The sequence below is a fragment of the Microcoleus sp. Pol7_A1 genome (genome assembly GCF_036701085.1).
GTDB lineage: Bacteria > Cyanobacteriota > Cyanobacteriia > Cyanobacteriales > Microcoleaceae > Microcoleus > Microcoleus asticus.
The window spans coordinates 118,954-144,066 of sequence record NZ_JAUBQD010000008.1 but is presented as its reverse complement, the minus strand read 5'-3'; the positions used below and the strand labels follow the sequence as shown (position 1 = coordinate 144,066).

The window sequence follows — 25,113 nt, the reverse complement described above, 5'->3', positions numbered from 1 at the left end:
CCATCCCACAAGAAAATTTAATATTTGTGGAACAGGCATCTTGCCTGTTGCTGATATTTGTGGAACAGACCGGAAAGCCTATTTTAGAGAAATTATCGGTTGCGAAACTCTACTTCGGTTTCGAGAATCCGCACATCAAAACGAGCAAGGAAATCTTGTCCTAAAAGTCCTTCATTTGCTCGTCGATCGCCGATCCCAATTTGGATATTGCGTACAATAGAAGTTTGCACTGCTAAAGATTGAACCCAGCCTAAGCCAAATGCCACAACGCTTATATTTCTAAGCACATATAAATTGCCGGCCCCTTCAAAAATAATAGCTTTTTAAAGGAAGCAGAAGTATGAAAGCAAAAGAACGTAAAACGATCTCGCGCTTTAGATACCCGACTTCTTAAAGAAGTCGGGTATCTGAGTATTCTGTTTTTTTAGGTTTGTCTACTTACTTGCCGCAATTAGCAAAAGTAGAGAACAAGTTATAACCTTGAACTTTCGACGCTTGCCATGTATTACGCCGATCGCCAAAAAAACTTGTATCTCTACCAACGTAGCTTTGCCAACCTAATGCAGCAACAGTTGGGTACTGAGCGGGAAAATCCCCTAGCAGAGGAGTTTCTCGCGAGTCAAGTTTCCATCCTACCTTTTTGCTAAATTCTTTAATTTCTTCTTCGCAAGTTTGACAATTTAAACCCTTCCCCGTCTGTTGCCAAATCTCTAACTGCGGAGTGAAGCCGTATTTATTATTGCTGTGTTGCATCCACAATTGGTCGATCGCGCGGAGGTTCGGACAAGACGTGGGGTTGTTGCGGAGTATAGAGACGGTTTCGCGATCGGCGTCGTCCCATTTCTTAGCTTCTAATAAGGTTTGTAGTTGCCTGAATTCGCTGCTGGTTTCTTGTGCGCGAGCCCGAAAAGCTGGCTGCAAAACAGCAACAGATGCGGTGATTAATGCGAGGGTTGTTTTTCCAAGTTTAAACATGATGCTCCTCTGAGTAAAAGCGATTTAGCAAATGATTCGTTTTGGTTGACACCGATGCCACAGGTAAATTGCCCCCACTATAGCGGTTCTCAAGACTCGTGAGGTACGCGCTTACCAATTCCCTATTCAGGGAAGGGGAAGGAACCACCAGTGCATCGGTACATCAATACCCAGGTGTATCTTATTTACCCGATAAATGCTATACAGTCAACCCATTTGGATTAGCTGTTGTTGTCAAAATGTACTCAACTTGAGCCGGAGTTAAAGTCGGATTGGCATTCAAAACTAAAGCCGCTACACCCGCTACGTGTGGCGTTGCCATAGATGTGCCAGTTAGGATGTCATAGGTGTCATAGGGAGTTGTAGAATAGATGTCTACTCCCGGAGCAACTACGTAATCCAAAGGTGTGGAACCCGCACGGTTAGAGTCGTAATCCATGCTGCCGTTTATATCAATACTGCCCACGGCAATTCCCCAGCGATCGGCATTACGAGCTGGATAAGCTGGTTCGCTAAAACCAGAATTTCCCGCTGCTATCACCACAACAGAGCCTTTGTTATTTGCATACTCAATTGCGTCATTCATCAGGTTGGAAGGGGAAAACTCATTTCCCAAGCTGAGGTTAATTACATTTGCTCCATTATCAGCAGCATAGCGGATTCCAGCAGCAACATTATTCGTATAGGCGTCACCAAAGGTGTCTATCACTCTGACAGGCATAATCTTGGCATTGTAGGCAACTCCTGTGATGCCAAAATCATTTCGTTCCGCCGCGATCGAACCTGCTATGTGAGTGCCGTGACCGTATAAATCTAGATCCATTGGGTAGTTGTCGTTATACAGAAAATCCCAACCCCGAATATCATCAATAAATCCGTTGCGATCGTCATCAATGCCATTGTCCGCAATTTCACCAGGGTTCTGCCAAATATTACTATCCAAGTCGGGATGGTTGTAGTCAACACCAGTATCGATGACAGCTACAACAATCCCATTTCCTGTAATGTTATGATTCCAAACTTCGGGCGCATTTATAGCGTCTACCCCCCAATTATTCTCGCTCAAATTAGGAACATCAGGGAAGAGAGTTGAGCTGTTCAGGGTGCTGCTAACTGCTGCATTTGCATTGACTAAACCGTAGCCGTAATTGCGATTAAAAGCACCGTTAGGTGTAGGAATATCTGGCAATACAGGAACAGGTGTTGCAGAAATAGTCAGGTTGTAATTGGTAGAGCCTAAGTAGCTAGAGACTTCGACATAGTATGTCCCTGGTGCCAGATTGGATAAATTAATCACATCCGGGATGGTGCCACTCTCAAGAGAGGAGCCAATACTTTCACCCAAATCAAAAACACCGTTGCGGTTTCTATCTTGAATTAACCGTACGTCAGCATCCGCCGTCAAACCGTCGAGACGCAGGCTAAAATTGCTATTAGTGTTGGTATCAAATCGGTAGAAATCGTCGATATCGCCTGTCCCCACGAACTCCGTTAAGCTGATGCTACCGTTCTGAACGCCAACAACATTACGAGCTGTCAAAAGAGAGTTATCTGAATCGGAGAAATTCAACTGAGAGGCAGATATCGTTCCCGTTAGCGGATCTATGCTTGCGCTCGCTGACTGTGACTGCGGTTTGATTTGAGCATCGCTCACAGAGTAGCTGATGCCAGCGCTGGCATCAGCTACAATAAAATCCGCAGTTTGTGTCTGTTGGTCGGTGCTGAATGCTGTGAGATTAGTCAAGCTAGATTCAGCACTATAACTAGAAACCTTGAATGGATCGATCGCTCGCTTGAGCAAGTCGTTTTTAACCGGAAATGCTGATGTAGCGAGATCGTTTGGCTGTTGACTGAAATAAATGCTATCGGTAGGATTCGTGTTGATGTCTAACATAAGTTAAAAAATTTGTAATTTTCCAGAAAGGTGAGGTTGTTTGTAATAATGAGTTTAGTCCTTAATCTCCATTGAAGAAGAATCTGCGCCCTCACTACAAACCTATGAAAAATGATGAAAATTCCTGAACGGATATCCTACGGCTTGGAAGTTAAGTCGGCGTTAGATATTCCACAACGCCTAAGATAGCGTGGGAATTCCTGGCGTTGCATTGGCGATCGACCAAGTAACGCTTTCAGATGTATTATCCCCAATTAAGCGGGGCGGTTATAACTGCTATATTTTTAAAAGCATCCTAGATCTACTCCCTGATTGAAACTTCGATTTTTTAGAATAAGCCAAACTTCTTATAAAGTCAATTCATAAAGTTCATAACTTAAAGTCATAAAAGTCATATTTGTGAAAATATATTGCGATCGCTAGACAAGTTAGCAATATTCAGCTAAATCCTATATAACAGTAATTACACCACAGGCAAGTGAAAATTAGTTTGTAGTTGCGCTTAAGCGCCGGTCCCAAGATTGCAACTATCAAAATCAAAATTAGGAGCAAAAAAATGGTCAGATTGAGTACAATTAGTTTAAAGCATGAAATTATGACACCAGACGAAGCCAGCAATTTCTTAGATAATTTGGTATCCCAACACACAGGAGAACACCTAAGTCGATTGGAGCAGTCGATAATTCGAGGTGTTCTACAGTCTTGGACGTACAGAGAAATTCAAGCAAACGATCCGATCGCCCGCGGGTACACAGTGGGCTACATGGGGCAGTATGTCGGTTACAATTTGTGGAAAAAACTCACAAAAATACTCAGACAAGCAGAAATCATCGGACAAGAAGAAAGAGTAGTTGCAGCAAATCTTTGGGACTCTATCATGAGAGCTTTACAACAAGGTATACAACCCCCTAAACGGCAAGATCCGATGTTGGGCAAACTCATGCGGATGCGTTACCGAATCACCGAACATTTGGTGAGTACCGAGTACAGCGATACGTATCTTGCTGAAGATGAAAACTTGCCCGATCGCCCTTTCTGCCTCGTCAAGCGCCTGAAAAGCCAGTCTGAGAAAACCTGCCACCTATTCGATCGAGAAACGCGGGTTTTATATCGATTGGGTCAACACGATCGGATACCAGAATTGTTAGCTCGCTTTGAAGAAGATGGATATTTTTATTTAGTTTATCAATTCATCGAAGGGCAACCCTTGTATCAAGAACTAACCGAAGGTCAACCTTGGGAAGAACATCAGGTTATCGCTTTGTTGAAAGATATCTTGGAAGTGCTTGTTTTTGTTCACAAACAAGATGTAATTCACCGCGACGTTCACCCTCAAAACTTAATCAGGCGGACATCAGATGGTAAAATTGTATTAATTGACTTTGGGGCGGTTAAAGAAATCAACACTTCACAAAACAGCATCGGTCAAACGAAATCGCGCGGCGGTACTCAGCAAGACTACATTCCCCCCGAACAAGCCATCGGCTCGCCGAAATTTTGCAGCGACATCTATGCTGTCGGGATTATCGGGATTCAAGCCTTGACAGGAATGCGCCCGAAACAACTCAGAGTTGATAATTTAGGGAATCTCATTTGGGAGAAAAATGCAACTGTCACTCCGGAGTTTGCTCGCGTTTTAGACCAGATGGTGCTGTACGCTTTCCCCCAGCGTTACCCGTCAGCAACCGAAGCTTTGGAAGCACTTCAAAAGTTGGGAGTTAGTTGACAGTTGTCAGTTGACAGTTGATAGTTGACCGTTACCAAACCAAATCCGACTTTAATATCCCCTCTTTAGTCCGCGCAGGCGGACTTTGTTTGTGTAGTAGCGGTTTCACACCGGCGAGTCTTATCTGTTGTGCCGATCGCATTTCCCACAGCCGCATCAGCCACTTGACAATGCGAGTGATTTTGTTGCCGATCGATTCATCCGCTACCATTATCCCTCGATGCACTGAGTAAAAACACTCGGTCTTGCCGATGAATCGGGCGCCAACTTCAGAGATATAAGGCCCAAGGAACAAGGAACAAGGAATTTTTTTTAATTTACAACCAATAAAAATTATTGAATTCTGCCGGATGCCTTCTACATAAGAGCCTTCAACCTTCATTTGACTATATATCTAAAGTTAGATAAAATAATTCATATTTTATGCTTAGCAGTTTAAAAAATATCTTAAGCAGCTTTGTATAGCGGGCAACAATATCACTACAGTGTTTATTGTTACCTTGGATACGTAGAAAACCAAATAATTTGAGGGATCGAGAAATTGGAACTTTTTGAAGGAGCACAACAAGTGCAAACGCCATTAACCCCAATGGCGGCAGTCCAGTCTTTTTCCAAAAAAGCTAGTATTGCAGTAATCGCGATCGGCTGTACAGTCATTTTGGGTTGGATATTCGATCTGCCACTCTTAAAGAGCATTCTGCCCGGACTCGTGACCATGAAAGTCAATACTGCGGTCTGCTTTATTTTGAGTGGGTTTTCTCTGTTCATCCAACAGCGACGGCGCGCCGAATCAACAGCAATAAAGCATCAAGTAATTACTAAATTTTTAATTTTTAGCTGCTCATTTTTTATTATATTAATTACCTTCTTAACCCTAGTTCAATATAGCTTTAATTTAGACTTAGGTATCGACCAACTGCTATTTAAAGAAAGTTACACCTTGACAAGCCCCGGAACACCAGGACGGATGGCACCAAATACTGCTACTGCTTTTTTATTGCTGGGAACAGCCCTGCTGCTGCTGTCAGAACGCCGCCCTAAATATCAAGGGGTTCAAATCTTAAGCTGTTCAGCATTTTTTATTGCATTTCTGGGTTTAATCGGCTACATCTACGGCAAAGCTTTATTTTACAGAATTGGCGATAGTACAGGAATGGCTTTGCACACGTCCGCAGCATTTATGTTGCTGAGCTTTGGCATTTTATTTACTAATCCAGAGCGAGGATTCATAGCAGTAATGGCGAGCGATCGCGCTGGCGGCATCATGGCGAGGCGCTTGTTGCCGCAGGCAATTATTATCCCGCCTTTAGTGGGTTATTTCATCATCTCGGGAGAGCGCTTACAAGCCTACAGGTCTGATGTAGGAATATCGCTGTTAAGCGTATTGAACGTGATTATTTTTACAGTTTTAATTTGGCAGAATGCAAAAACTCTCTGCACCGCCGACCGGAAGCGCTATCGAGCGGAACTAGAACTGAGGAAAGCTAAATCCGACTTAGAAAATAAAGTTGAGAAACGGACTCTCCAACTGCAACTCGCCAACGAGCAATTGCAGCAGCAAATTATCGAATCTCAAACAACAAAGCAGGCACTCCAAAATAACTACAACCTATTGCTGACAGTCATCAACAGTACACCAACAGCCCTATTTGTCAAAGATATTCAGGGCCGTTACATGATGCTAAACGCTGCCGGAGCCAGTATAATTGGCAAGTCTGTAGACGACATTATCGGCAAAGATGACAGCGAGTTATTTCCGCCGGAAATTGCGGGCAATATTAGGAAAACAGATCGCCCAATTATGGCAGCGGGAAAAACGCAAGCGATCGAAGAAGAGCTACCAGTTAAAGGCAATTTGAGGACATTTCTTTCTACAAAAAGCGCTTACCGGGATGGACTAGGAAATATCAGCGGTATAGTTAGCATCGCGCGCGATATTACTGAGAGCAAACAAGCCGAAATCGCCAACAGCAGTCTGGCCGCAATTCTGGAAGCAACACCGGATTTTGTAGGTATCTGCGACCTCGAAGGACGCGCGGTTTATATCAACAAAGCAGGCAGAAAAATGGTGGGTATAAACGAAAACGAAGATATATCCAACCGACAAGTTGCAGAATTCACGGCAGCCTCAGCCCGCAGCAATTTGAAACAAGCGATCGCCACCGCTGTTTCCGGGGGCGTTTGGAGCGGAGAAACAGCCTTCGTGTCAGGATCGGGACTCGAAATTCCCGTCAGCCAAGTCATCATCTCTCACTCCGCAGCGGGCGGCAAACTCGCATACATTTCGACGATCGCCCGCGACATCAGCGATCGCTTCCAAGCTGAACAAGCGCTGCAACTGTCTCAAGCTCGTTTCGCCGGCATTTTAGAAATTGCCGACGACGCGATTATTTCCGTAGATGCTGACCAAAAAATTATCTTGTTCAACCAAGGTGCAGAACGGATTTTTGGGTGGACGGCTGCTGAGGCGATCGGGCAATCCCTGAGCCTGCTGTTGCCCGAAGCTTTTGCCGCCCCTCACAGCCACCTCGTCAGCAATTTCGGCGGCGGCGTTAAACAAGCCCGAAAAATGGGCAACCGCAAAGAAATTTTCGCCCGCCGCCGAGACGGTACTGAATTTCCCGCCGAAGCTTCTATTTCCAAACTCGAAGTTGCAGGGGAAATCATATTCACAGCAATTTTGCGCGACGTGACAGCCAGCCGGCAAGCCGAAGAATTTGTGCGTCTGAGCGAGGAAAGATACCGATCGCTGGCAATGGCCACGGCGCAACTGGTATGGACGACAGACGGCCAGGGAAAGCCGATCTCACCGATCGACTGGATGGCATATACAGGTCAAAGTTGGGAGGAAGCTACAGACAATTGGGTTTCGGCAATTCACCCAGACGATCGCCCGATCACGGCCCAAGCTTGGAAGCGCGCAGCAGAAACCAAAAGTCTCTACGAAGTCGAGCACCGCTTGCGGGCTGCAGACGGCAGCTACAGACACTTCTGGGTGCGCGGAGTTCCAGTTTTAGCAGAAGACGGCAGCATTCGCGAATGGGTGGGAACTCACACCGACATTAGCGATCGAGTCCAAGTTTTGGAAGCACTCAAGCAGTCCGAGGGACTGTATCGATCGCAAGCAGCCGAGCTCGAAAAAGCTGTCCAGGAGTTGCACCAAGCTCAAACTCAACTAATCCAAACCGAAAAAATCTCTTCTCTCGGGCAGCTAGTCGCCGGCGTCGCCCACGAAATTAACAATCCGATTAACTTCATCTACGGCAACATCACCCACGCCAGCGAATACGCCACAGACTTGCTCGGTTTGCTCCACCTTTACCAGGAAAAATACCCTAATCCCGTCCCGGAAATTGTAGAAGCAGCCGAAGATATTGAAATCGATTTTTTAATGGAAGACTTTACAAAGATTTTGGAATCAATGAAAGTAGGAGCCGATCGCATCCGCGACTTAGTTGTATCCTTACGCAACTTTTCCAGACTCGACGAATCGCAGATGAAGCTAGTAGACATTCATGAAGGAATCGAAAGCACTTTGCTAATTTTGCAGCACCGGATCAAAGCTAATGTAGTTCGTCCGGCGATTGAGATTATCAAAAAATACGGCAATTTCCCAAAAGTCGAGTGCTATGTAGGTCAGCTAAATCAAGTATTTATGAATCTTTTAGGAAATGCGATCGACGCCCTCGAAGAGTACAACAATCATGCTTCAAACGAAATCGAAATCTCTTTTCGCCCCAAGACAATTCGGATTAGCACCAGTGCGAATTCAGACACAGTAACAATTCGGATTGCCGACAACGGGATGGGAATCAATCAAGAAGTTATTCACAAGTTATTCGACCCATTTTTTACTACTAAACCCGTCGGCAAAGGCACAGGCTTGGGACTGTCAATCAGCTATCAGATTATAGTTGAAAAACACCGAGGCAATTTGCAGTGTGTTTCCGCACCCGGGGAAGGTGCAGAGTTTGTCATAGAGATTCCCATTTCCCAAAAAGTATCAGCGCTGGCTGCGGAAAACACAAAGGAAATGGTCAATCGATTTTAGATTTTAGATTTTAGATTTTAGATTGAAGCATTGACCCCACGGATAAATTCGGGGGCTTGTTTATAGGATACACGTTTTTTATTTCTGGACGGATGAAGCCGGAGGCTTTCAGTCATTAGTCAGTAGTCAGTAGTCATGAGTCATTAGTCATTAGTTTCAGGGTTCACCCATCGGGGGGGCTAGAAACCCGGTTTCTAAGAGTTTTGCGTTTAGTGACGAGAAATATAGGGAGAAACCGGGTTTCTGAGGTAGCGAGTGCATCCAGGGCTTGCATTTTGAGATCGTAGTCTGAAAACCTGGATTTTCACGAATCCTGTTACTCTCCGCTTCTCGATCGCCCTAAATCGAAATAATTCTTTACAATAAAAAAGTAACAATCCAATTAACTTTGACAAATTCCCTTGAAAATGCCTGTAAACCAACTTTCTCCAACAGCCTCCACCGAAACACAGACACTCGACTTTGACATAGCCATCGTCGGAGGCGGCATAGTTGGGGCAACCTTAGCCAGCGCCTTAAAAGATTCCGGCTTAAAAATCGCCATAATCGAAACCCAACTCCCCGCAGTGGCAGCAGCCAAAAAACAAGCTTATGCAATTACCTTACTATCAGGAATGATTTTAGAAGGTATCGGCGTGTGGCAACAAATCTTGCCGCAAATTACCACCTTCGAGCAAATTAGCCTCTGCGACGGCGACTATCCCGGCGTCGTCGAATTCCACCGCCCAGACTTGGGAAATACTGGCAAATTACCCGTACCAAAAACAGCTTTAGGTTATGTCGGCGAGCACCGAGTCATGCTGTCAGCTTTGCACGAATGTTTGGCAAAAAACCCGAATTTTAGTTGGGTATGTCCGGCGGAAGTAGTCGAGGTAAAATATTTAACTAATTGCGCTGAAATAGAAGTCCAACAACACGGAGAAACTCGGATAATTCGCACCAAATTATTAGTCGCCGCCGACGGTTCGCGATCGCGCATCCGCACCGAAGCCAACATCAGCACTCGCGGCTGGAAATACTGGCAATCCTGCGTTGCTATCACTATTAAAGCAGAAAAACCGCACAATGATATCGCTTTTGAGCGCTTTTGGCCGAGCGGCCCGATGGGAGTCTTACCATTACCTGGGAACCGTTGTCAAGTAGTTTGGACAGCACCCCACGCGGAAGCGAAAGCTTTGCAACAAATGGATGAAACAGAGTTTTTGACTTTGTTGGAACAGCGCACGGGCGGGCTTTTAGGGCGTTTGGAATTGGAGAGCGATCGCTTTTTGTTTCCGGTGCAGTTAATGCAGAGCGATCGCTACGTTTTGCCCAGATTAGCACTAATTGGCGACGCGGCCCACTGCTGCCATCCCGTGGGCGGCCAGGGATTGAATATGGGCATTCGAGACGCTGGGGCGATCGCCCAAATCTTGCAGCAAGCCCACCAAAAAGGCGAAGATATCGGCGACTTGCGAGTATTGAAACGGTATCACAACTGGCGGAAAAAAGAGAATTTAATCGTGTTAGGATTTACCGATTTTCTAGACAGATTATTTTCTAATACTTGGCTGCCAATTGTAGCATTTCGCCGCTTCGGATTGTGGTGTTTGCGGACAATTCCCCCAGTGAGGTTTCTAGCCTTGCGCTTGATGACCGGTTTAATGGGGCGGCCGCCGGAATTAGCGAAAAATTAGAAGAAACCGGATTTTTTCCCATTTCTTCGCCTGTAACAAAATATTCTCGCAAAAACCCGGTTTCTGGCCACCTGTGCGTATCAAAATCAAAGAAACCGGGTTTTACAGTAACAATGGCTCAATTTTGGTTTGCACCTCCTCAATCACATCTTCAGATACAGACTCAACGAATCGAACACCGCGAACCTTCCAGTCTAGACACTTGATTTGATCTGCAAGGATTACTCCTTGAACTTTCAATCCAGTCGGTAGAGGAACTTCAAAAGGATAGCCTTTTTGTTGCTTTGTAATAGGCATAAATAAAGCTAAGCAGCTTTTCTCATTGTAAGCACGAGGCGACAGCACAAAAGCAGGTCTAAGTCCCTTTTGTTCGTGTCCCTTAGTTGGGTCAAAGTCTAAATAAACGATATCGCCTCGACTCGGAATGTAGGGATTTAATTGTGTCACCAAACTTCGTTCCCCACAGCAACTCCACTATCAATCTCATTATGAAGATTCTCTGGGGTAATCGCTTCAACCAACTCCTCAAGTGAATATCGCCGACGATTTATCGGCTCGATCGTCAGCCTACCATCTATCAACACAAGCTGCACTTGGGAACCTTCAGCTAAGTTAATCTCTTTAGCTAAATGCTGTGGAATCCGAACAGCAAGACTGTTTCCCCATTTGGCGATCGTTGCAACCATAGCCTAATCCTCTAGCTAGTGATATTACTCTGAGGAATTCACCTTTTTTCAGGATGTATATACAGAGTGTCTACAGTATAGCAACTAAGAAAAAGATTGACAAGTTGCAATATTTTGCGATCTCTTAGTCCGCGGAGGCGGACTTCGTTTGTGTAGACGCGGTTGAAACCGCCTCCTTCATAAAGCCACCCGCGCACAATCAAAGAAACCGGCTTTTTTCCCATCTCTTCGCCTGTAACCAAATATTCTCGAAAAAACCCGGTTTCTGGCCACCCATCGAATCATGGTAAAATAAACATCGGTGTTACTGACAACTCCCCACAATGGAAGAAACCCGCGCCCAAGCTTATCAGCAATTGATTGAGACACTCCTGAATTGCCCCAACGGTGAGGAACGGCAGATTTTACAGGATAACTTAGAATTGGTAGATTCGGGGTTTCTGCAAGTTTGCGAGGTAGTAGCAAAAAACCTGGCAGAGGAAGGAGAGGAAAATCACGCTAATTATTTACGGAATTTGGCCAGTCAGCTAGGGCAATTCTTGGGGATGAACGATGAGGGAGATAGCGATAACTCTGAAGGTGAAAATCTCCAAGAGTATTTAGAGTTTATCCGAGACTTATTGCAAGCAGAACAAGATAGCAACAGCGATATTAAAGTAATTTACCCCATGCTGGCCGAGCGGCAACATCTCCTCAATGACCGTTTTGCCGAGATTTTACAGCAAGTGACCCAGAATTTTATTGCCAAACATCCCGAAGCAATTGAATCTATTCTCGGGATTATTGGAAACTTGAGTATTCATATTAGTGACTTTCCGCTGGGGAAAAGAGCGAATAATCTTGAAATTGCCATTACTGGTTATCAAATACTTTTAAGTAATTGGGAACCCGGAAGCGAAAACTGGGCAGGGATGCAAAATAATCTGGCAACAGCCTACAGTGAAAGAATCAGGGGAGAGAAAGCAGAGAATATCGAACTGGCGATCGCATCTTGCACTGCTGCATTAACCGTCTACACCCGCGATGCCTTTCCCGAATATTGGGCAACGACGCAAAATAATCTGGCAGCAGCCTACAGTGACAGAATCAGGGGAGAGCAAGCAGAGAATATCGAACTGGCGATCGCATCTTACACTGATGCATTAACCGTCTACACCCGCGATGCCTTTCCCGAATGGGCGGCGACTAAAAATAATCTGGCAGCAGCCTACAGTGACAGAATCAGCGGAGAGAAAGCAGAGAATATCGAACTGGCGATCGCATCTTACACTGACGCATTAACCGTCTACACCCGCGATGCCTTTCGCCAAGATTGGGCTATGACGAAAAATAATCTGGCAACAGCCTACATTTACAGAATCAGCGGAGAGAAAGCAGAGAATATCGAACTGGCGATCGCATCTTGCACTGCTGCATTAACCGTCTACACCCGCGATGCTTTTCCCGAATATTGGGCAACGACGCAAAATAATCTGGCAATTGCCTACAGTGACAGAATCAGGGGAGAGAAAGCAGAGAATATCGAACTGGCGATCGCACTTTATCGCAATGCTTTAACTATTAGAACTCGCGAGGCTTTCCCACAACGACATACAGAGACTTTATCTAATTTAGGTAATCTTTACCGAAGTAACCAGCAATGGCAACTCGCTTATGATACCTATGACCCAGCTATTGAAACAGTAGAAATTTTACGGGGCGAGATTCAATCTGGGGATGAAAGCAAACAGAAATTAGCCGAAGAATGGAATAAGCTTTATCTGGGCATGGTAGAAGTTTGCATCCAACTGAAACGCTACACCAAAGCCCTAGAATACGTCGAACGCAGCAAAGCCCGAAACTTAGTCGAACTCCTCGCCACCCGCGACTTATACCCCAAAGGCAATATTCCCGAAACCGTTCTCAACGAACTCTCGCGCCTGCGTCGAGAAATTGATGTCGAACAGCGCCGACTAGACAAGCAACAGACAAACCGTAACAGCAACAGTGGCACAATATCGGGAGAACGCAGCCTCCCAATCGACAGCCTACAAACTACCAGCCGCGATTCTACCAATCTCACCCAATTGCGTAAACAACTCGATGAATTGATTGCTCATGAAATTACATTAATTGATCCTGATTTTAGCCTAACCCAAAAAGTTAAGCCCATCCTCTACAAAGACATTCAAACTCTGATCGGTGAAAACACCGCTATTCTTGAGTGGTACATCATAGGCGATAAATTTCTAACTTTCATCATCACCCCACAATCCCCAACACCAATAATCTGGCAATCTTCAACAGCAGACTTTCAAGCCTTGGTAAATTGGGAGAACGAGTATCGCAAAGAGTACAAAGAGATAAAACCCCAATGGAAGCAAAAACTAGCCTCCCGCCTCCAAAACCTAGCTGAGATTTTGCATCTTGATGAGATTTTAAAGAATATTCCGAAACCGTGCGATCGACTGATTTTAATTCCCCATCGCTTCTTGCATCTTTTCCCCCTTCATGCGTTGCCAATCTCCCACGAAAGGGATTTTGAAAGCGGATGCACCGATGAAATCGATTCTTCTATCACTGTATCCCTGTCCAAATCCGAATCGTGCCTTCTCGACTTATTCCCTGGTGGAGTCAGCTATGCCCCCAGTTGCCAACTACTGCAACAGGCGAAACAGCGACAACGCCCTAATTTCTCTCACCTATTTGCTATTGCCAATCCTACCAAAGACCGCTACTTACTTGAACTGCAAGCCGCTAACATCCGTCACAAATTCAAATCTAATGATTTCTTGGCAAAAGATGATGCTAATAAAAACGCAATTCTAAACGCGAAACTCAGCTTTGCCAACTGCGCCCATTTCGGTTGTCACGGCGAATTTGAGCCTGACTCGCCTTTGGAATCATCCCTGGTATTCGCAAATAAAGAACGCTTGACACTGTTGGAAATCTTGAATCTTGACCTAAATCAATGTCGTCTTGTCACCCTCTCCGCCTGCGAAACAGGATTGACAGAATCCAAAACCAGCGATGAATATATCGGCTTACCTTTCGGATTTCTCTTAGCAGGTAGCCCTAGTATGGTCAGTACCCTTTGGAAAGTGGATGAACTCGCCAGCACTTTGTTACTGATTCGGTTCTATGAAAACCTAGAAACTCTATCAACGGTTACTGCTCTCAATGAGGCACAACAATGGCTGCGGAATCTGACCTCTGAGGGGCTTGAAGCATTATTAAAATGCCTCAAACCGCAAATCGATCAAACATTTAAACTGTTGCCCAAAAAAGAACGCGCACGCTTTATTAATACTCCTCTGGAGGGCGCACTGAACCGCAAGCCGTTTCCTTTTGCTCAACCTCATTACTGGGCTGGCTTCACTGCGATCGGTGTTTAGCAATCCCCTGACAAAAATTGTCCAAATTTTTCGTGCTTATGTAAATAAGTACCAGTGTTAATGGTACTCCTGGGTAAACGCCAGCAGTTATTAGCGAACCCAATGCAACAGCAAAACCTTGACTCAATACGTCTTTAAAGGCTTGCGTACAAATATGAGGACGTAATTTATCGGCTAATTTTTCTAACCAGCTAGGCTCATTTGGGTTTCTTGCATCTAGATCGTTGTCTAATTCTCCTGACTTAATTGCTAAGGTTTCGGCTGCATATTCTAAATCGCCTTCACACTCTTCAAGTACATCAAGATCTTTTAGAGCATCGGGATATTCTTGTAATTCGGAGCGATACTGTTCAATTTCTGCTTGGGTAACGGTAATCATTGGGATAATGGCGATCAAATAAATGAGTAATTCTTATTTTGCCATAATTATTGTACTTCTTTTGTGTAGAAACCCGGCGGTTGAAAGCGGCTACACAAACAAAGAAACTTCATCTTTGAGCAGTCAAAACGATGCCACCATGTTCGGGATAACGCTGAGCTAAAACCTGAAAATCCCGGATATTAAACGTAAAAATACACCGCCCTCGCGCTGTTGCTTCTAGCAATTGAGCCTCATCGCTAGCATCTAAAGCCATCCACTCAGTCGGTGTCCGAGTGACATCGTGACTGCGAGATAAAAGGGCGGCTTGCAAAGCTTTAATAGAGGTATCGGCATCTAGATGCAAGAGCGGTTTAGACATGAGCAGCTTCGATAATTTGCTCAGCGGCAATAGATGCGTCTATTTCTTGATGGTGAGCCGCATAAAAAGCGAGAACATCGTTCACTCGATCTTCACTTAAGTCATACTCAGTGGCAATTTGGTTTGGAGAAAAACCCCATTTCTGCGCTGCGATGACTACTGTTTGCACCCGCAACCGAGTGCCGCGCAAAACGGGAACGAGTTCGCCGCTAGCGCCGCGCACATAGGTGATTTCAGGAAAAGCCGGATCGTCATTCCGCTGGTTGAGGGTAGCGACTTTTTCGGCTACAGCCCAGAGGATAAACTGATCGAAGGAAATGCCTTGGAGTGTTGCCAATTTTTCAGCTTCTTGCTGTAACTGAACGGGTAAGTTTAAGGCGTAGGATGTCATTGATATAACTTCCGTTTGCTAAGAGAATTGCAGATGGGCAGTAGTTTAGTTTGAGAGTTTCTCAATTCTTAAAATCTTGGAAAAACTTTAGCTTCTATCTTAGCGCAATATCTCTAGGGGATGTTCGGTGATTATTCAGAGTCCATACCTACTGATAAAAAAGCCGATCGCCCTTTCCCTAAAAACACCAAAGGGCGATCGACTTTTTACCTCAATTAATCTCGACTTACGCACTAGGACTTTCATAAACCGGGTTTTTTCCCGAGTCTGTGGGCTGTAACGAAGTCCGATCGCAAAAACCCGGTTTTTCGCCACTCACCCACAAATCAAAGAAACCCGGTTTTTCACCAAATCTTCGCCTGTAACCAAATATTCTCGCAAAAACCCGGTTTCTGGCCACCCACCCATCAAATACAAAACAACTGCCAACAGCAAAAACTGTCAACAGTTGTTTTATACATTCAATGCGGATGGCGAGACTCGAACTCGCAAGGACATATTGCCACACGCACCTCAAGCGTGCGCGTATACCAATTCCGCCACATCCGCTCTTTCTGGCAATCTCCGGGATTTTTTGCGTTACGAGTTAAAGATCCACAGGTTGAGGTTCCTGACATTTAACTTGTGACTTGCCCTTTTGCACCGCCGATTTACAATCATAGCACCACTACCAGCCAAATGTAAAATAAACTTTTATGAACAATTTCTGCAAAAGCATTATCCAGAACATACCGAAAGGCATTATTGTACAGAATATTGAGTGAATTAAGCAGCGAAGATGGGGTTCTCGAAAATTTTAATCGCTAATCGGGGAGAAATAGCTCTCCGCATACTGCGCACCTGCGAGGAAATGGGGATTGCCACGGTCGCCGTTCACTCCACCGTAGATAAACACGCCTTGCACGTCCAGTTGGCAGACGAAGCCGTTTGCATCGGCCCCCCCACCAGCAGCAAAAGCTATTTAAACATCCCCAACATCATCGCGGCCGCCCTGACGCGCAACGCCGCAGCCATTCACCCGGGCTACGGATTCCTCTCGGAAAATGCCCGATTTGCAGAAATCTGCGCCGACCATCAAATTACCTTCATCGGCCCTTCTCCTGCCGCGATGCGGGCGATGGGCGACAAATCCACCGCTAAAGAAACTATGCAGCGGGTGAAAGTCCCCACAGTTCCCGGTAGCGACGGATTGCTGGCGGACGAACGCGAAGCTTTGTCGATCGCCCGCGACATCGGCTATCCTGTGATGATCAAAGCCACAGCCGGCGGTGGTGGCCGGGGGATGAGGTTAGTGAGAGAAGCATCCGAACTCCCCAAACTATTCTCCGCAGCCCAAGGCGAAGCCGATGCAGCCTTCGGCAATCCCGGAGTCTACCTCGAAAAATTCATCGAAAAACCCCGGCACATCGAAATCCAAATCCTCGCCGACAACTACGGTAACGTCATCCACCTCGGCGAGAGAGATTGTTCCATTCAGCGCCGACATCAGAAACTCCTCGAAGAAGCCCCCAGCCCAGCCCTCACCCAGAAACTCCGAGATCAGATGGGTCACGCAGCCGTCGCCGCCGCCAAATCCATCAACTACACCGGTGCCGGCACTGTCGAATTTTTGCTTGACAAATCGGGCAAGTTCTACTTCATGGAAATGAACACCCGCATCCAAGTAGAACATCCCGTCACCGAGATGATTACAGGCCTCGACTTGATAGCCGAACAAATTCGGATCGCCCAAGGCGAAAAACTGCAAATCAAGCAAAACCAAGTAATTCTCAACGGCCACGCCATCGAGTGCCGCATCAATGCCGAAGATCCCGATCGCAATTTCCGACCTCACCCCGGCAGAATCAGCGGTTATTTGCCTCCCGGCGGCCCGGGTGTGCGGATGGACTCTCACGTTTACACCGATTACGAAATACCCGCTTACTACGATTCTTTAATCGGTAAATTGATAGTCTGGGGGCGCGATCGACCTTCAGCGATCCGGCGCATGAAACGCGCCCTGCGGGAATGCGCCATCACCGGCGTCCCCACCACCCTGGGCTTCCACCAAAAAATCCTCGATAGCCCTGAATTTCTCAACGGCGAGGTTTACACCAATTTCGTCGAACAGTTCATGAACCAAAACAATCATTAGTCAATCGGTTTTGGATTTTAGATTTTGGATTTTGGATTTTGGATTGAAGAAAGCAACCCCACGGATCGATCCGGGGGTTTTTACCCAGACTGCTTTCAGTCAACAGTCAACAGTCAACAGTCAACAGTCAACCGCCAACTTTTACATCATCATCGTCAGGAGTCCTTGCTGACCGAGAATCATTTCTCGCAGCAAGCTACAGATACCGACCCAAATAATCGGCGTAATGTCCACCCCGCCGATCGGCGGTACAATCTTTCTAGTTACGGCTAAAAAAGGTTCCGTCGGCCAAGCAATCAGACTCAACGGCAACTTGCTCAGGTTCACCTCGGGATACCAAGTCAGAACGATCCGAAAAATAAAGAGCAAAGTCATCAGCACTAGGACAGAGCCCAGAATCCAACTTGCAACGGTAATACCAGTCATGGGTCTTATCTCGAAATCTTAAGTTTTGTTAAGTCAGCCGTTCATAATTTTAACCGTTTCACAGGTGCGATCGAAAGTATAAAATTAATAAAAATCAAATTGTTGTAACAAAGGCTTTGAATCTATGACTCCTTCTCTCGCGAACTTTTTGTACAGCCTGCTGGTCGGCGTGGCGGTAGTAGTGATTCCAGCAACGGTCGCCCTGATCTTCATCAGCCAAAAAGACAAAATCAAGCGCACCTAAAAAGTCTGGGGGGCTTCCAGTCAGGCGTAAAAGTCAATTTTCGCCTGCACGTCGGGCCTTTTCGAGATCTGAGAAACCTCGGCTACCAGCAACTGTGAAGGCAAAACCTTCGGTTGACTGCCAAGCTGAGGTTTTTTCCCGTTAAACTCATTATTATACTCAGTTCCTAAGCTGAAACCCTGACCGGACGCTGCCCCAGAAAGCACAGTCGGGATAACAGACTTAATGATAGATGTAAAATCTAACTCGCTAACATAGGAAAGACATAGGAGATAGGCTAATGGTCAATTTAGGATTGAACTGGAGCAGCCTGTTAGGGATCATCCTAGCAGTAGCAGGGGCAGGACTGTACTTTCTGCGATCGTGGCGTCCCAAACTAGCCCGAGACCACGATATTTTTTTTGCAGCAGTCGGCCTGCTGTGCGGCGGTATTCTGTTATTTCAAGGATGGCGGCTTGACCCAATTCTGGCCTTCGGTCAATTTCTGCTCACCGGTTCGGCCATATTTTTTGCAGCAGAAAGCATTAAGCTACGGGGAGCAACCACCGCCCAAGCCAAAAGTCGCGCTCAATATGTAGATGAAGAGCGACCTGTCAGCAACGCCTACGGTTACGAAAGCTACGATTCCGACATCGAGCAGCTAGAACCAGAGGAAGACTATCCGCAGCGTCCCCGGATCAGAGGCAGCCAAGACTACCGTTCCTCCCGGGAAGCCTACGACGACGAACCCCGCCGCCGTCCCTCGAATCGCAACGGCAGCGTTAACACCTCCAAGCCCGAGTCGTCCGATCGACGAGCATCGCGCAAACGTCCCTCTCGTCCAGAAGCAGAAGCCTCGCCTGCCCAAGAGTCTGACAACTGGGACGTTTCAGACAACCCCGAAGAAAGACCGACCCGCAGCCGCAGCAGTCGCCCCCCTGCTTCGGAAAACCGCAGTTCCGATACGCCGCCGAGAACCAAAAAACCCCGTCCTGCGGAAGCATCCAGGTCTCGCCCCAGCAACCGCGACGTGGAAGCACCGCCGTCAGACTACGTGGAGTATCGACCTGTAGAATACCCGGAAGACCAACCGGATAATTCCCCCAATTTCGACAAATAGGCAAACATAAGTAGGTGGGTGAAACTAAACATTTATCCCCCAGCTCCGGCTTGGGACACCGCAGAACTCTAAGTTGCGTTTATTGATACCCATCTACTTATTATCAGATATTAGACTTATTAAAAAAACTGTAAATTGGGAGTGTGAAACCGCAGACAAACGCAGATATACACAGATAAAAGCTAATTTTTTTCTAAAAAAACCTTTTAACATACCGAACCAGTGGAACTAATCGACAGCATAATAATCTAAATATAAAATCCTCAATCTAAAATCAGCAAGATGCCTTTACTCGAAATAGGAGATCCGGCTCCCTGGTTTTCCATTCCTTCTACAAATAACCCCTTATTTAATTTCTCGACAGTTGGCGGCCGGCGAGTCGTGCTGTTTTTCTTTGGCAGCGCAGCTTTTGAACAAATTCAAGTTATCCTCAAAAGCTTTCAAGAGCTTTCAGAAGAATTCCAAAGCTTGCAAGTAGCGCGGTTCGGAGTGAGCGTTGACCCAGCAGACAAAGAACAAAACAGACCGACAACAATTGCTCCGTCCTTCCTCTTTTTCTGGGACTTAGACAAAAAAGTTAGCCAGCAGTACGGTGTTTCCCAAGATGTTGAACAAAATGGAGTTGGCGGAGTTCACTATGCGCCCCAAACTTTTGTTCTCAACGAAAACCTTCAGATAATTAATATATTGCCGATGGGCGAACCGCACCAACACGCCCAGCAAGTATTAGATTTTTTCAAAACTTTGCCTCCAATTGAGGAAGCCCGAGCCGCCACTCGCCACGCCCCGGTGTTAGTAATTCCTAACGTTTTGGACAAAAAGTTTTGCCGTACTTTGATCGATATGTACAAAGCTAATGGTGGCAGTCCATCGGGCTTTATGAGGCAAATAGAGGGGAAAACCGTTGGTCTGCACGACGACACTTTCAAAAAGCGCCGAGATTTCTTTATTAAAGACGAGGATTTCCGGCGAGAATTGAATGCGATTATTTTGCGCCGGGTGCGGCCGGAAATAGAGAAAGCTTTTCAGTTTACAATTACCAGGTTTGAACGGTATTTGATAGGTTGTTACGATGCCCAGAGTGGCGGTTATTTTCTGCCGCACCGCGACAACACTAGCAAAGCTACGCTGCACCGCAAGTTTGCGATGACGCTAAACTTGAATGTGGGAGAGTACACGGGGGGATTTTTACGGTTTCCAGAGTACGCGCCGCACGGTTATAAAGGCGATTCTGGCACGGCGATTATTTTTTCGTGTTCTTTGCTGCATGAAGCGACTTCCGTGATTAGCGGTCAGCGTTTTGCTTTGCTGTCATTTTTTTACGGTGATGAGGAGGCTGAGGTGCGGAAAGCTAATTTCAAGTATCTTGCTGCTGATTCAGATTCCCGAATTGGAGAACCGGCGTGAGGAAGGTCACTACCGTTGTGCAAGTCCTAAAATAATTACAGAGGGTAGTTAGCAGTTAGCAACAAAACTTAATTCCTAGCTACCGATCGCTAAATACTAAAATCGATCGCCATGAATTTCACACTTCTAATTTTAGCAGTATCGGGAATTTTAACGGTTGGGGTAACAGCCAGCGCCAGTGCGGTTGTTACGACATCCCCTGTACGGCAATCAACAGATTTAACGGAATTTAACTCGGTGCATTCCCAGGGTGCGATCGCCCAAAATGTCGATGAACAAACCAATATTCGCGTCTACGAAAAAGCCAGCCCTGCGGTTGTTAGCGTCGATACCGGTAAATCTAACGGTAGCGGTACAATTATCAGCCCTGACGGCATGGTGTTAACGAACGCCCACGTTGTTTCGGCCGGCGGTACCGTGAATATAATTCTGTCAGACGGCAGAAAGCTTGTGGCCGATGTCGTCGGATTCGGCGAAGAAGGTCTAGACTTAGCCGTGGTTAAGATTCGCGGTCAAAACAATTTGCCCACCATTCCTTTAGCCCGTCCCGGTTCGGTGAAAGTCGGGCAACAAGCATTTGCGATCGGCAATCCATTCGGTCAATTTCAAGGTACTTTTACAGTCGGAATTGTCAGCCGCATCGACCTCGAGCGGGGCTTAATTCAAACCGACGCCGCCATCAATCCCGGCAATTCAGGAGGGCCGCTGCTCAACAGTTCAGGAGAATTAATCGGCGTCAATACTTCTATTTTTACTCGCGGTCGAGGCGGTGGCAGTATCGGTATCGGTTTTGCAATTTCAGCAGACAAAGTATCGGCTTTCCTGACAGCGGTACGAGAAGGGCGAGCTCCCCGCGTGGCTCAAACCCGATCGCCCTTTGGCAACAAATCACCTGAAAAACTCGCCTTAAACGGGCCCGCCGTCAGTGGCAAACTCACCAACCAGTCTAGCGTTCTGCCCACCGACAACAGCTTTTTTGACCTCTACTCGTTTGAAGGAAAAGCGGGTCAGCAAATCACAATAGAAATGAAAAGTCAAGAGATTGACCCTTATTTAATATTGCTCGGACCCAACCAGCGCGAAATCGCTCAAGACGATGACGGAGCAGGCAGTAAAGACGCCAGAATAACAGTTAGGCTGCCTGCAGACGGGACTTACACGTTAGTAGCCAATTCCTACGAAGCTAGGCAGTCGGGTGCTTATACGTTAGAACTGAAAGCGAGTGCTTCTACCGGCACTTCTCGGGCAATTTTGCAAGAAGAAGCTGCTTTAGTCGCAGGCGGTCCGGTATTGCCGTCTGACAACAGTCTGTATCGCGAGTATACTTTTGAAGGTCGATCGGGTCAGTCTGTAGCCATTTCCCTCGAAAGTACAGATTTCGATCCCTATGTGGCTATCTTTGGCCCTAACGGCCGATTAGTGGCAGAAAATGACGACGCAAGCGATTCGACTAAAAATGCGTTTCTGAGCGTTACTTTGCCCGCTACGGGTCGCTATCGCGTAATTGTCAATGCTTATGATGCTTCGGGCCGGGGTCGTTACACTCTAACTGTCCGTTGAAAATGGGTAATGGGGAATTGGTAATGGGGAATTGGTAATGGGGAATTGGTAATGGGGAATTGGTAATGGGGAATTATTTTTCTTCCTTCTTCCTTCTTCTTCTTCCTTCCTTGTTGCTTCCTTCCTTTTTCCTTCTTCCTCCTTTCTTCTTTGCAAATCGAGGTAATTCATGCGTCAAGTTAGATTTTGGGCGATCGCGCCAATTGCTCTGGTAGCTACTTTTTCTGGCAAGCCGACTCTCTCTTCGCCAGTTTCAAATTCAGGTGGAGTTGCTAACAGCAGTTCTACCCTCATTTCAGCAGAATTTCCTCAAAATTCACCTGATGCGAACCCTGCTGGTAAGGCTGTTTTAGCTCAAGCAAGCCCCAACCCGTCGCCATCACCACAGAGTTCGCCAACTCAGAGTCCAACTGTACAACCTTTGCCAAGTCCCGATCCGGGTTCATCTAAGGTCATTTTAGAGCAAAACGGAGAACTCACCCCTGCTAAGTCATCTGTACTGCCCTCGGACAGCAGTTTGTACGATGAGTATACCTTTGAAGGCACTCAGGGTCAGAAAGTGGTTGTTACCGTTGAAAGTACCGAGTTTGATACTTATCTCGCTATTTTCAACTCCCAGGGCGAGCTACTTGCAGAAAATGATGATGTGACGCAGCAAAATTCCAATTCTGAGCTTAGTGTTACCTTGTCTGCGAGCGGTCGCTACCGCGTCATTGTCAATGCTTACGAGCCGCCTCCAAAAGGTAGAGGCAAGTACAGTTTGACCGTCCGCGAAACAACTGGAAATTAGTTTGAACGAAATCCCTATCCATTATCTATGTGAATAATTTCTCGATAGGCGACTGGAAACCAAGCTTAAAAGTACAGGTTAAATTTGCAGTAACTTAACTTGATTTCCGCTTTTTATAAGCAGGAATGCAGGTAAAAAATGGATGATTATCTATTTTTTTACCTGCTTTTTTATAGAAAAAGTAAGAAGGAAGAAGGTTTTAGTTATTGAGGAGAGAAGGAAGAAGGAATCGACCGCATTAGTTTCAGGAATTAAGAACGTCCTAACCGTGTTGGCGGTTGCTAAATGAATATAATTTACGCATCGGTACCCTGAAATCGAGTTTTTTACCAAAATACTTTATGGCAGACCTATAATCGGTAAAAAACCCGGTTTTAGAGCATTTTTAGTGCCTCATATACCGCTCAATTTAACGCAGACCCAGCCAGGTGAAAAAATCCTGGCGGGTGAAGAATTCTAGCAGCAAAAGTCCCACGAATCCCACCATCGCAAATCGTCCGTTGATTTGTTCGGCGTAGGCATTCCAGCCAAAGGCTGGTTCTGGTTGTTTTGGGGTATTTGGGGTTGTCGGTTTTGGGGATGGAGGAGTTTTAGCAGTCATTTAAAAGTTTTAAGTTTCGTGTTGTGAGTGATGATTTTTGGGAAGCTTTGCGATCGCACAACTTGTAATTTACCAGGAAAATGACAGCCGATCGCTAATCTGCTGACTTTTCTAAACTTTGAACCGATTCGATCAGATTTCGCACCGTTTCAGTACCTTCTGAAGGCTCAAAAAACAGCGGGAACTTGCCCCGAGCGATCATTCTCAAACCCAACGGGCCCAGACTCAGCAAACCTTTAACGTCGCGGAAGTAGTTTCCTACTACTTCGATGCCAAATTTGCGCTCGTCTATCCAGCCGCCTTCTTTGACGAGATCGATTAAAACTTTGCGGTGGCGGATCGATCGACTGGCTTGGTCGTCTTTGCGATCGAGAATCTCTTGTTTAATCTTACCAATTTGATCCATCGGCGCGACTTCCATCGGACAAACCGAGTTGCAGTAGTAACAGCGGGTGCATCCCCAGACGCCTGCGGTGCCTTCGTTATATTTTTCGAGCCGATTTTCGGTTTCGCTGTCGCGGGAGTCGGCGATCGTGCGGTAAGCTTTGGCGAGGGCGTGGGGGCCGACAAATTCCGGGTTGACTTCGCGGGCGTTGCACTCAGAATAGCACGCGCCGCAGAGGATGCAGTTGCCGGTTTGGTCGAGTTTCGATCGCTCTTCTGGAGTTTGCAGAAATTCCCGTTCGGGAATTGCTCGCGAGGCGGTGCTGACATAGGGTTCCACTGCTTCCAGGTTGTCCCAAAAACTGGTCATGTCAACAACCAAATCTTTAATGACCGGCATATTTCCCATTGGGGCGACGGTGATTTCTGGGATGAAATCGGCAGGCTTTTCTGCTGAACTTGAATAAGCTATTTTTTGCAGTCTTGCGAGTTCGCTGGCCACATTTTCTTTGCAAGCTAATGCCGATCGCCCGTTAATTCGCATAGAACAACTGCCGCAAATTGTATTGCGGCAATTTTTGCGAAAAGCTAATGTGCCGTCCTGTTCCCACTTGATGCTGTTGAGGCAGTCGAGGATGGTATTGCTCTCTTCCACGTCTAGGGTGTATGTGTGAACCCGGGGAGCCTCGTTTTGATTTTGGCGGACTACGTTAAAGCGGACTTTCATATTTTGAGGGAGGAATTTAGTGTCTATTTTAAACTGAATTTTCTGGTTTTCTAAAAACCTATTGTTGTTTTTTACAACTACCTAAAGTAAGAGATTTAACCAGTTTTATTATTGTTTGATAAAAGGCAATAAGTCCAAAGTGGTAAATCCTAAATTGTAACTTTTTTAAGCGGATTTTTTGAGATGTTAATAGGAGAGACAAGTAATTGAGCGCTGCAGTTCGCGAGT

Annotated in this window: 24 protein-coding genes and 1 tRNA gene; 11 read left to right on the top strand and 14 right to left on the bottom strand. The window is 46.2% G+C overall.

Going from position 1 to position 25,113, the window contains the following annotated elements; genetic code table 11:
• Positions 1–92: 92 nt before the first annotated feature.
• The 3 genes from QUA20_RS07715 to QUA20_RS07705 form a co-directional block, all read right to left on the bottom strand.
• A complete protein-coding gene (locus QUA20_RS07715) occupies positions 93–266 on the bottom strand; it encodes a hypothetical protein (RefSeq protein WP_333187258.1) in 174 nt (57 codons plus the stop codon).
• 172 nt (positions 267–438) lie between these two features.
• Positions 439–975: a GUN4 domain-containing protein gene (locus QUA20_RS07710; RefSeq protein WP_333187256.1), complete on the bottom strand. Its 537-nt coding sequence runs from the start codon at positions 973–975 to the stop codon at positions 439–441.
• 199 nt (positions 976–1,174) lie between these two features.
• The gene (locus QUA20_RS07705) at positions 1,175–2,869 is read right to left on the bottom strand and encodes a S8 family serine peptidase (protein WP_333187253.1); all 1,695 of its coding nucleotides are present in this window, start codon (positions 2,867–2,869) and stop codon (positions 1,175–1,177) included.
• Between the two features lie 556 nt (positions 2,870–3,425).
• Between QUA20_RS07705 and QUA20_RS07700 the strand changes: the two genes are divergently transcribed.
• Complete coding sequence (locus QUA20_RS07700; RefSeq protein WP_333187250.1) at positions 3,426–4,595, top strand: serine/threonine-protein kinase; 1,170 nt, start codon at positions 3,426–3,428, stop codon at positions 4,593–4,595.
• Between the two features lie 31 nt (positions 4,596–4,626).
• On the opposite strand, the gene QUA20_RS07695 is transcribed toward QUA20_RS07700, so the two are convergent.
• Positions 4,627–4,806 carry a hypothetical protein gene (locus QUA20_RS07695; RefSeq protein ID WP_333187247.1) on the bottom strand — a complete coding sequence of 60 codons (180 nt, stop codon included), beginning with the start codon at positions 4,804–4,806 and terminating at the stop codon, positions 4,627–4,629.
• 357 nt (positions 4,807–5,163) lie between these two features.
• Here QUA20_RS07695 and QUA20_RS07690 point away from each other — a divergent pair, with 357 nt between their 5' ends.
• Together QUA20_RS07690 and QUA20_RS07685 are read left to right on the top strand one after the other, a co-directional pair.
• Positions 5,164–8,646 (top strand): PAS domain S-box protein, encoded by a 3,483-nt coding sequence (locus QUA20_RS07690; RefSeq protein WP_333187245.1) that lies wholly within the window; start codon positions 5,164–5,166, stop codon positions 8,644–8,646.
• Between the two features lie 407 nt (positions 8,647–9,053).
• The gene (locus tag QUA20_RS07685; protein WP_333187242.1) at positions 9,054–10,322 is read left to right on the top strand and encodes an FAD-dependent hydroxylase; all 1,269 of its coding nucleotides are present in this window, start codon (positions 9,054–9,056) and stop codon (positions 10,320–10,322) included.
• 102 nt (positions 10,323–10,424) lie between these two features.
• Here QUA20_RS07685 and mazF read toward each other — a convergent pair whose 3' ends face one another.
• Positions 10,425–10,769, bottom strand: coding sequence for an endoribonuclease MazF (gene mazF, locus QUA20_RS07680; protein WP_333187280.1), 345 nt, complete (start codon positions 10,767–10,769; stop codon positions 10,425–10,427).
• Complete coding sequence (locus QUA20_RS07675) at positions 10,766–11,008, bottom strand: AbrB/MazE/SpoVT family DNA-binding domain-containing protein (protein ID WP_333187239.1); 243 nt, start codon at positions 11,006–11,008, stop codon at positions 10,766–10,768. Before QUA20_RS07675 ends, mazF begins: the two co-directional genes overlap by 4 nt.
• Positions 11,009–11,331: 323 nt before the next feature.
• Between QUA20_RS07675 and QUA20_RS07670 the strand changes: the two genes are divergently transcribed.
• Positions 11,332–14,382, top strand: a complete 3,051-nt coding sequence (locus QUA20_RS07670; RefSeq protein WP_333187237.1) for a CHAT domain-containing protein — start codon at positions 11,332–11,334, stop codon at positions 14,380–14,382.
• Here the strand turns inward: QUA20_RS07670 and QUA20_RS07665 are convergent.
• The 4 genes from QUA20_RS07665 to QUA20_RS07650 all read right to left on the bottom strand — a co-directional run bounded on the left by QUA20_RS07665 (position 14,363) and on the right by QUA20_RS07650 (position 16,062).
• Positions 14,363–14,761, bottom strand: a complete 399-nt coding sequence (locus tag QUA20_RS07665; protein ID WP_333187235.1) for a hypothetical protein — start codon at positions 14,759–14,761, stop codon at positions 14,363–14,365. The genes QUA20_RS07670 and QUA20_RS07665 overlap by 20 nt on opposite strands.
• Before the next feature lie 109 nt (positions 14,762–14,870).
• Positions 14,871–15,122, bottom strand: a complete 252-nt coding sequence (locus QUA20_RS07660; protein WP_333187232.1) for a DUF5615 family PIN-like protein — start codon at positions 15,120–15,122, stop codon at positions 14,871–14,873.
• Positions 15,115–15,513, bottom strand: coding sequence for a DUF433 domain-containing protein (locus QUA20_RS07655; protein WP_333187229.1), 399 nt, complete (start codon positions 15,511–15,513; stop codon positions 15,115–15,117). The genes QUA20_RS07660 and QUA20_RS07655 overlap by 8 nt, the downstream gene beginning before the upstream one ends.
• Before the next feature lie 465 nt (positions 15,514–15,978).
• A tRNA-Leu gene (locus QUA20_RS07650) sits at positions 15,979–16,062 on the bottom strand.
• Positions 16,063–16,291: 229 nt separating this feature from the next.
• Here QUA20_RS07650 and accC point away from each other — a divergent pair.
• The gene (gene accC / locus QUA20_RS07645) at positions 16,292–17,647 is read left to right on the top strand and encodes an acetyl-CoA carboxylase biotin carboxylase subunit (RefSeq protein WP_333187227.1); all 1,356 of its coding nucleotides are present in this window, start codon (positions 16,292–16,294) and stop codon (positions 17,645–17,647) included.
• Positions 17,648–17,788: 141 nt separating this feature from the next.
• Here accC and QUA20_RS07640 read toward each other — a convergent pair whose 3' ends face one another.
• On the bottom strand, positions 17,789–18,073 hold the full coding sequence (locus QUA20_RS07640; protein WP_015176974.1) for a YggT family protein: 285 nt from the start codon (positions 18,071–18,073) through the stop codon (positions 17,789–17,791).
• A 124-nt stretch (positions 18,074–18,197) separates the two neighbouring features.
• Here QUA20_RS07640 and psbX point away from each other — a divergent pair, with 124 nt between their 5' ends.
• From psbX to QUA20_RS07620, 4 genes are all read left to right on the top strand, one after another.
• Positions 18,198–18,317, top strand: coding sequence for a photosystem II reaction center X protein (psbX, locus tag QUA20_RS07635; protein WP_172191671.1), 120 nt, complete (start codon positions 18,198–18,200; stop codon positions 18,315–18,317).
• A 280-nt stretch (positions 18,318–18,597) separates the two neighbouring features.
• Positions 18,598–19,416 (top strand): Ycf66 family protein, encoded by an 819-nt coding sequence (locus QUA20_RS07630; protein ID WP_333187224.1) that lies wholly within the window; start codon positions 18,598–18,600, stop codon positions 19,414–19,416.
• A 282-nt stretch (positions 19,417–19,698) separates the two neighbouring features.
• The gene (locus QUA20_RS07625; RefSeq protein WP_333187221.1) at positions 19,699–20,823 is read left to right on the top strand and encodes a redoxin domain-containing protein; all 1,125 of its coding nucleotides are present in this window, start codon (positions 19,699–19,701) and stop codon (positions 20,821–20,823) included.
• Between the two features lie 111 nt (positions 20,824–20,934).
• The gene (locus QUA20_RS07620; RefSeq protein ID WP_333187218.1) at positions 20,935–22,383 is read left to right on the top strand and encodes a trypsin-like peptidase domain-containing protein; all 1,449 of its coding nucleotides are present in this window, start codon (positions 20,935–20,937) and stop codon (positions 22,381–22,383) included.
• Here the strand turns inward: QUA20_RS07620 and QUA20_RS07615 are convergent.
• Complete coding sequence (locus QUA20_RS07615) at positions 22,369–22,554, bottom strand: hypothetical protein (protein ID WP_333187216.1); 186 nt, start codon at positions 22,552–22,554, stop codon at positions 22,369–22,371. The two genes, QUA20_RS07620 and QUA20_RS07615, sit on opposite strands and share 15 nt — an antisense overlap.
• Between QUA20_RS07615 and QUA20_RS07610 the strand changes: the two genes are divergently transcribed.
• Both QUA20_RS07610 and QUA20_RS07605 read left to right on the top strand, forming a co-directional pair.
• On the top strand, positions 22,553–23,173 hold the full coding sequence (locus tag QUA20_RS07610; RefSeq protein WP_333187214.1) for a pre-peptidase C-terminal domain-containing protein: 621 nt from the start codon (positions 22,553–22,555) through the stop codon (positions 23,171–23,173). The two genes, QUA20_RS07615 and QUA20_RS07610, sit on opposite strands and share 2 nt — an antisense overlap.
• Before the next feature lie 142 nt (positions 23,174–23,315).
• Positions 23,316–23,462: a hypothetical protein gene (locus QUA20_RS07605; protein WP_333187212.1), complete on the top strand. Its 147-nt coding sequence runs from the start codon at positions 23,316–23,318 to the stop codon at positions 23,460–23,462.
• 120 nt (positions 23,463–23,582) lie between these two features.
• Here the strand turns inward: QUA20_RS07605 and QUA20_RS07600 are convergent, their stop codons facing one another.
• The gene (locus QUA20_RS07600; protein ID WP_172191677.1) at positions 23,583–23,774 is read right to left on the bottom strand and encodes a chlorophyll a/b-binding protein; all 192 of its coding nucleotides are present in this window, start codon (positions 23,772–23,774) and stop codon (positions 23,583–23,585) included.
• Positions 23,775–23,868: 94 nt separating this feature from the next.
• Positions 23,869–24,885: a succinate dehydrogenase/fumarate reductase iron-sulfur subunit gene (locus QUA20_RS07595; RefSeq protein WP_333187206.1), complete on the bottom strand. Its 1,017-nt coding sequence runs from the start codon at positions 24,883–24,885 to the stop codon at positions 23,869–23,871.
• Positions 24,886–25,113: the final 228 nt, after the last annotated feature.

Bases quoted from the DNA above. Each gene is read 5' to 3' on its own strand.
- QUA20_RS07710 (WP_333187256.1), bottom strand. From the start codon at position 975: ATGTTTAAACTTGGAAAAACAACCCTCGCATTAATCACCGCATCTGTT.
- QUA20_RS07705 (WP_333187253.1), bottom strand. From the start codon at position 2,869: ATGTTAGACATCAACACGAATCCTACCGATAGCATTTATTTCAGTCAA.
- QUA20_RS07700 (WP_333187250.1), top strand. From the start codon at position 3,426: ATGGTCAGATTGAGTACAATTAGTTTAAAGCATGAAATTATGACACCA.
- QUA20_RS07695 (WP_333187247.1), bottom strand. From the start codon at position 4,806: ATGGTAGCGGATGAATCGATCGGCAACAAAATCACTCGCATTGTCAAG.
- QUA20_RS07685 (WP_333187242.1), top strand. From the start codon at position 9,054: ATGCCTGTAAACCAACTTTCTCCAACAGCCTCCACCGAAACACAGACA.
- QUA20_RS07675 (WP_333187239.1), bottom strand. From the start codon at position 11,008: ATGGTTGCAACGATCGCCAAATGGGGAAACAGTCTTGCTGTTCGGATT.
- QUA20_RS07670 (WP_333187237.1), top strand. From the start codon at position 11,332: ATGGAAGAAACCCGCGCCCAAGCTTATCAGCAATTGATTGAGACACTC.
- QUA20_RS07665 (WP_333187235.1), bottom strand. From the start codon at position 14,761: ATGATTACCGTTACCCAAGCAGAAATTGAACAGTATCGCTCCGAATTA.
- QUA20_RS07660 (WP_333187232.1), bottom strand. From the start codon at position 15,122: ATGTCTAAACCGCTCTTGCATCTAGATGCCGATACCTCTATTAAAGCT.
- QUA20_RS07655 (WP_333187229.1), bottom strand. From the start codon at position 15,513: ATGACATCCTACGCCTTAAACTTACCCGTTCAGTTACAGCAAGAAGCT.
- accC (WP_333187227.1), top strand. From the start codon at position 16,292: ATGGGGTTCTCGAAAATTTTAATCGCTAATCGGGGAGAAATAGCTCTC.
- QUA20_RS07640 (WP_015176974.1), bottom strand. From the start codon at position 18,073: ATGACTGGTATTACCGTTGCAAGTTGGATTCTGGGCTCTGTCCTAGTG.
- psbX (WP_172191671.1), top strand. From the start codon at position 18,198: ATGACTCCTTCTCTCGCGAACTTTTTGTACAGCCTGCTGGTCGGCGTG.
- QUA20_RS07630 (WP_333187224.1), top strand. From the start codon at position 18,598: ATGGTCAATTTAGGATTGAACTGGAGCAGCCTGTTAGGGATCATCCTA.
- QUA20_RS07625 (WP_333187221.1), top strand. From the start codon at position 19,699: ATGCCTTTACTCGAAATAGGAGATCCGGCTCCCTGGTTTTCCATTCCT.
- QUA20_RS07620 (WP_333187218.1), top strand. From the start codon at position 20,935: ATGAATTTCACACTTCTAATTTTAGCAGTATCGGGAATTTTAACGGTT.
- QUA20_RS07610 (WP_333187214.1), top strand. From the start codon at position 22,553: ATGCGTCAAGTTAGATTTTGGGCGATCGCGCCAATTGCTCTGGTAGCT.
- QUA20_RS07615 (WP_333187216.1), bottom strand. From the start codon at position 22,554: ATGAATTACCTCGATTTGCAAAGAAGAAAGGAGGAAGAAGGAAAAAGG.
- QUA20_RS07605 (WP_333187212.1), top strand. From the start codon at position 23,316: ATGATTATCTATTTTTTTACCTGCTTTTTTATAGAAAAAGTAAGAAGG.
- QUA20_RS07600 (WP_172191677.1), bottom strand. From the start codon at position 23,774: ATGACTGCTAAAACTCCTCCATCCCCAAAACCGACAACCCCAAATACC.
- QUA20_RS07595 (WP_333187206.1), bottom strand. From the start codon at position 24,885: ATGAAAGTCCGCTTTAACGTAGTCCGCCAAAATCAAAACGAGGCTCCC.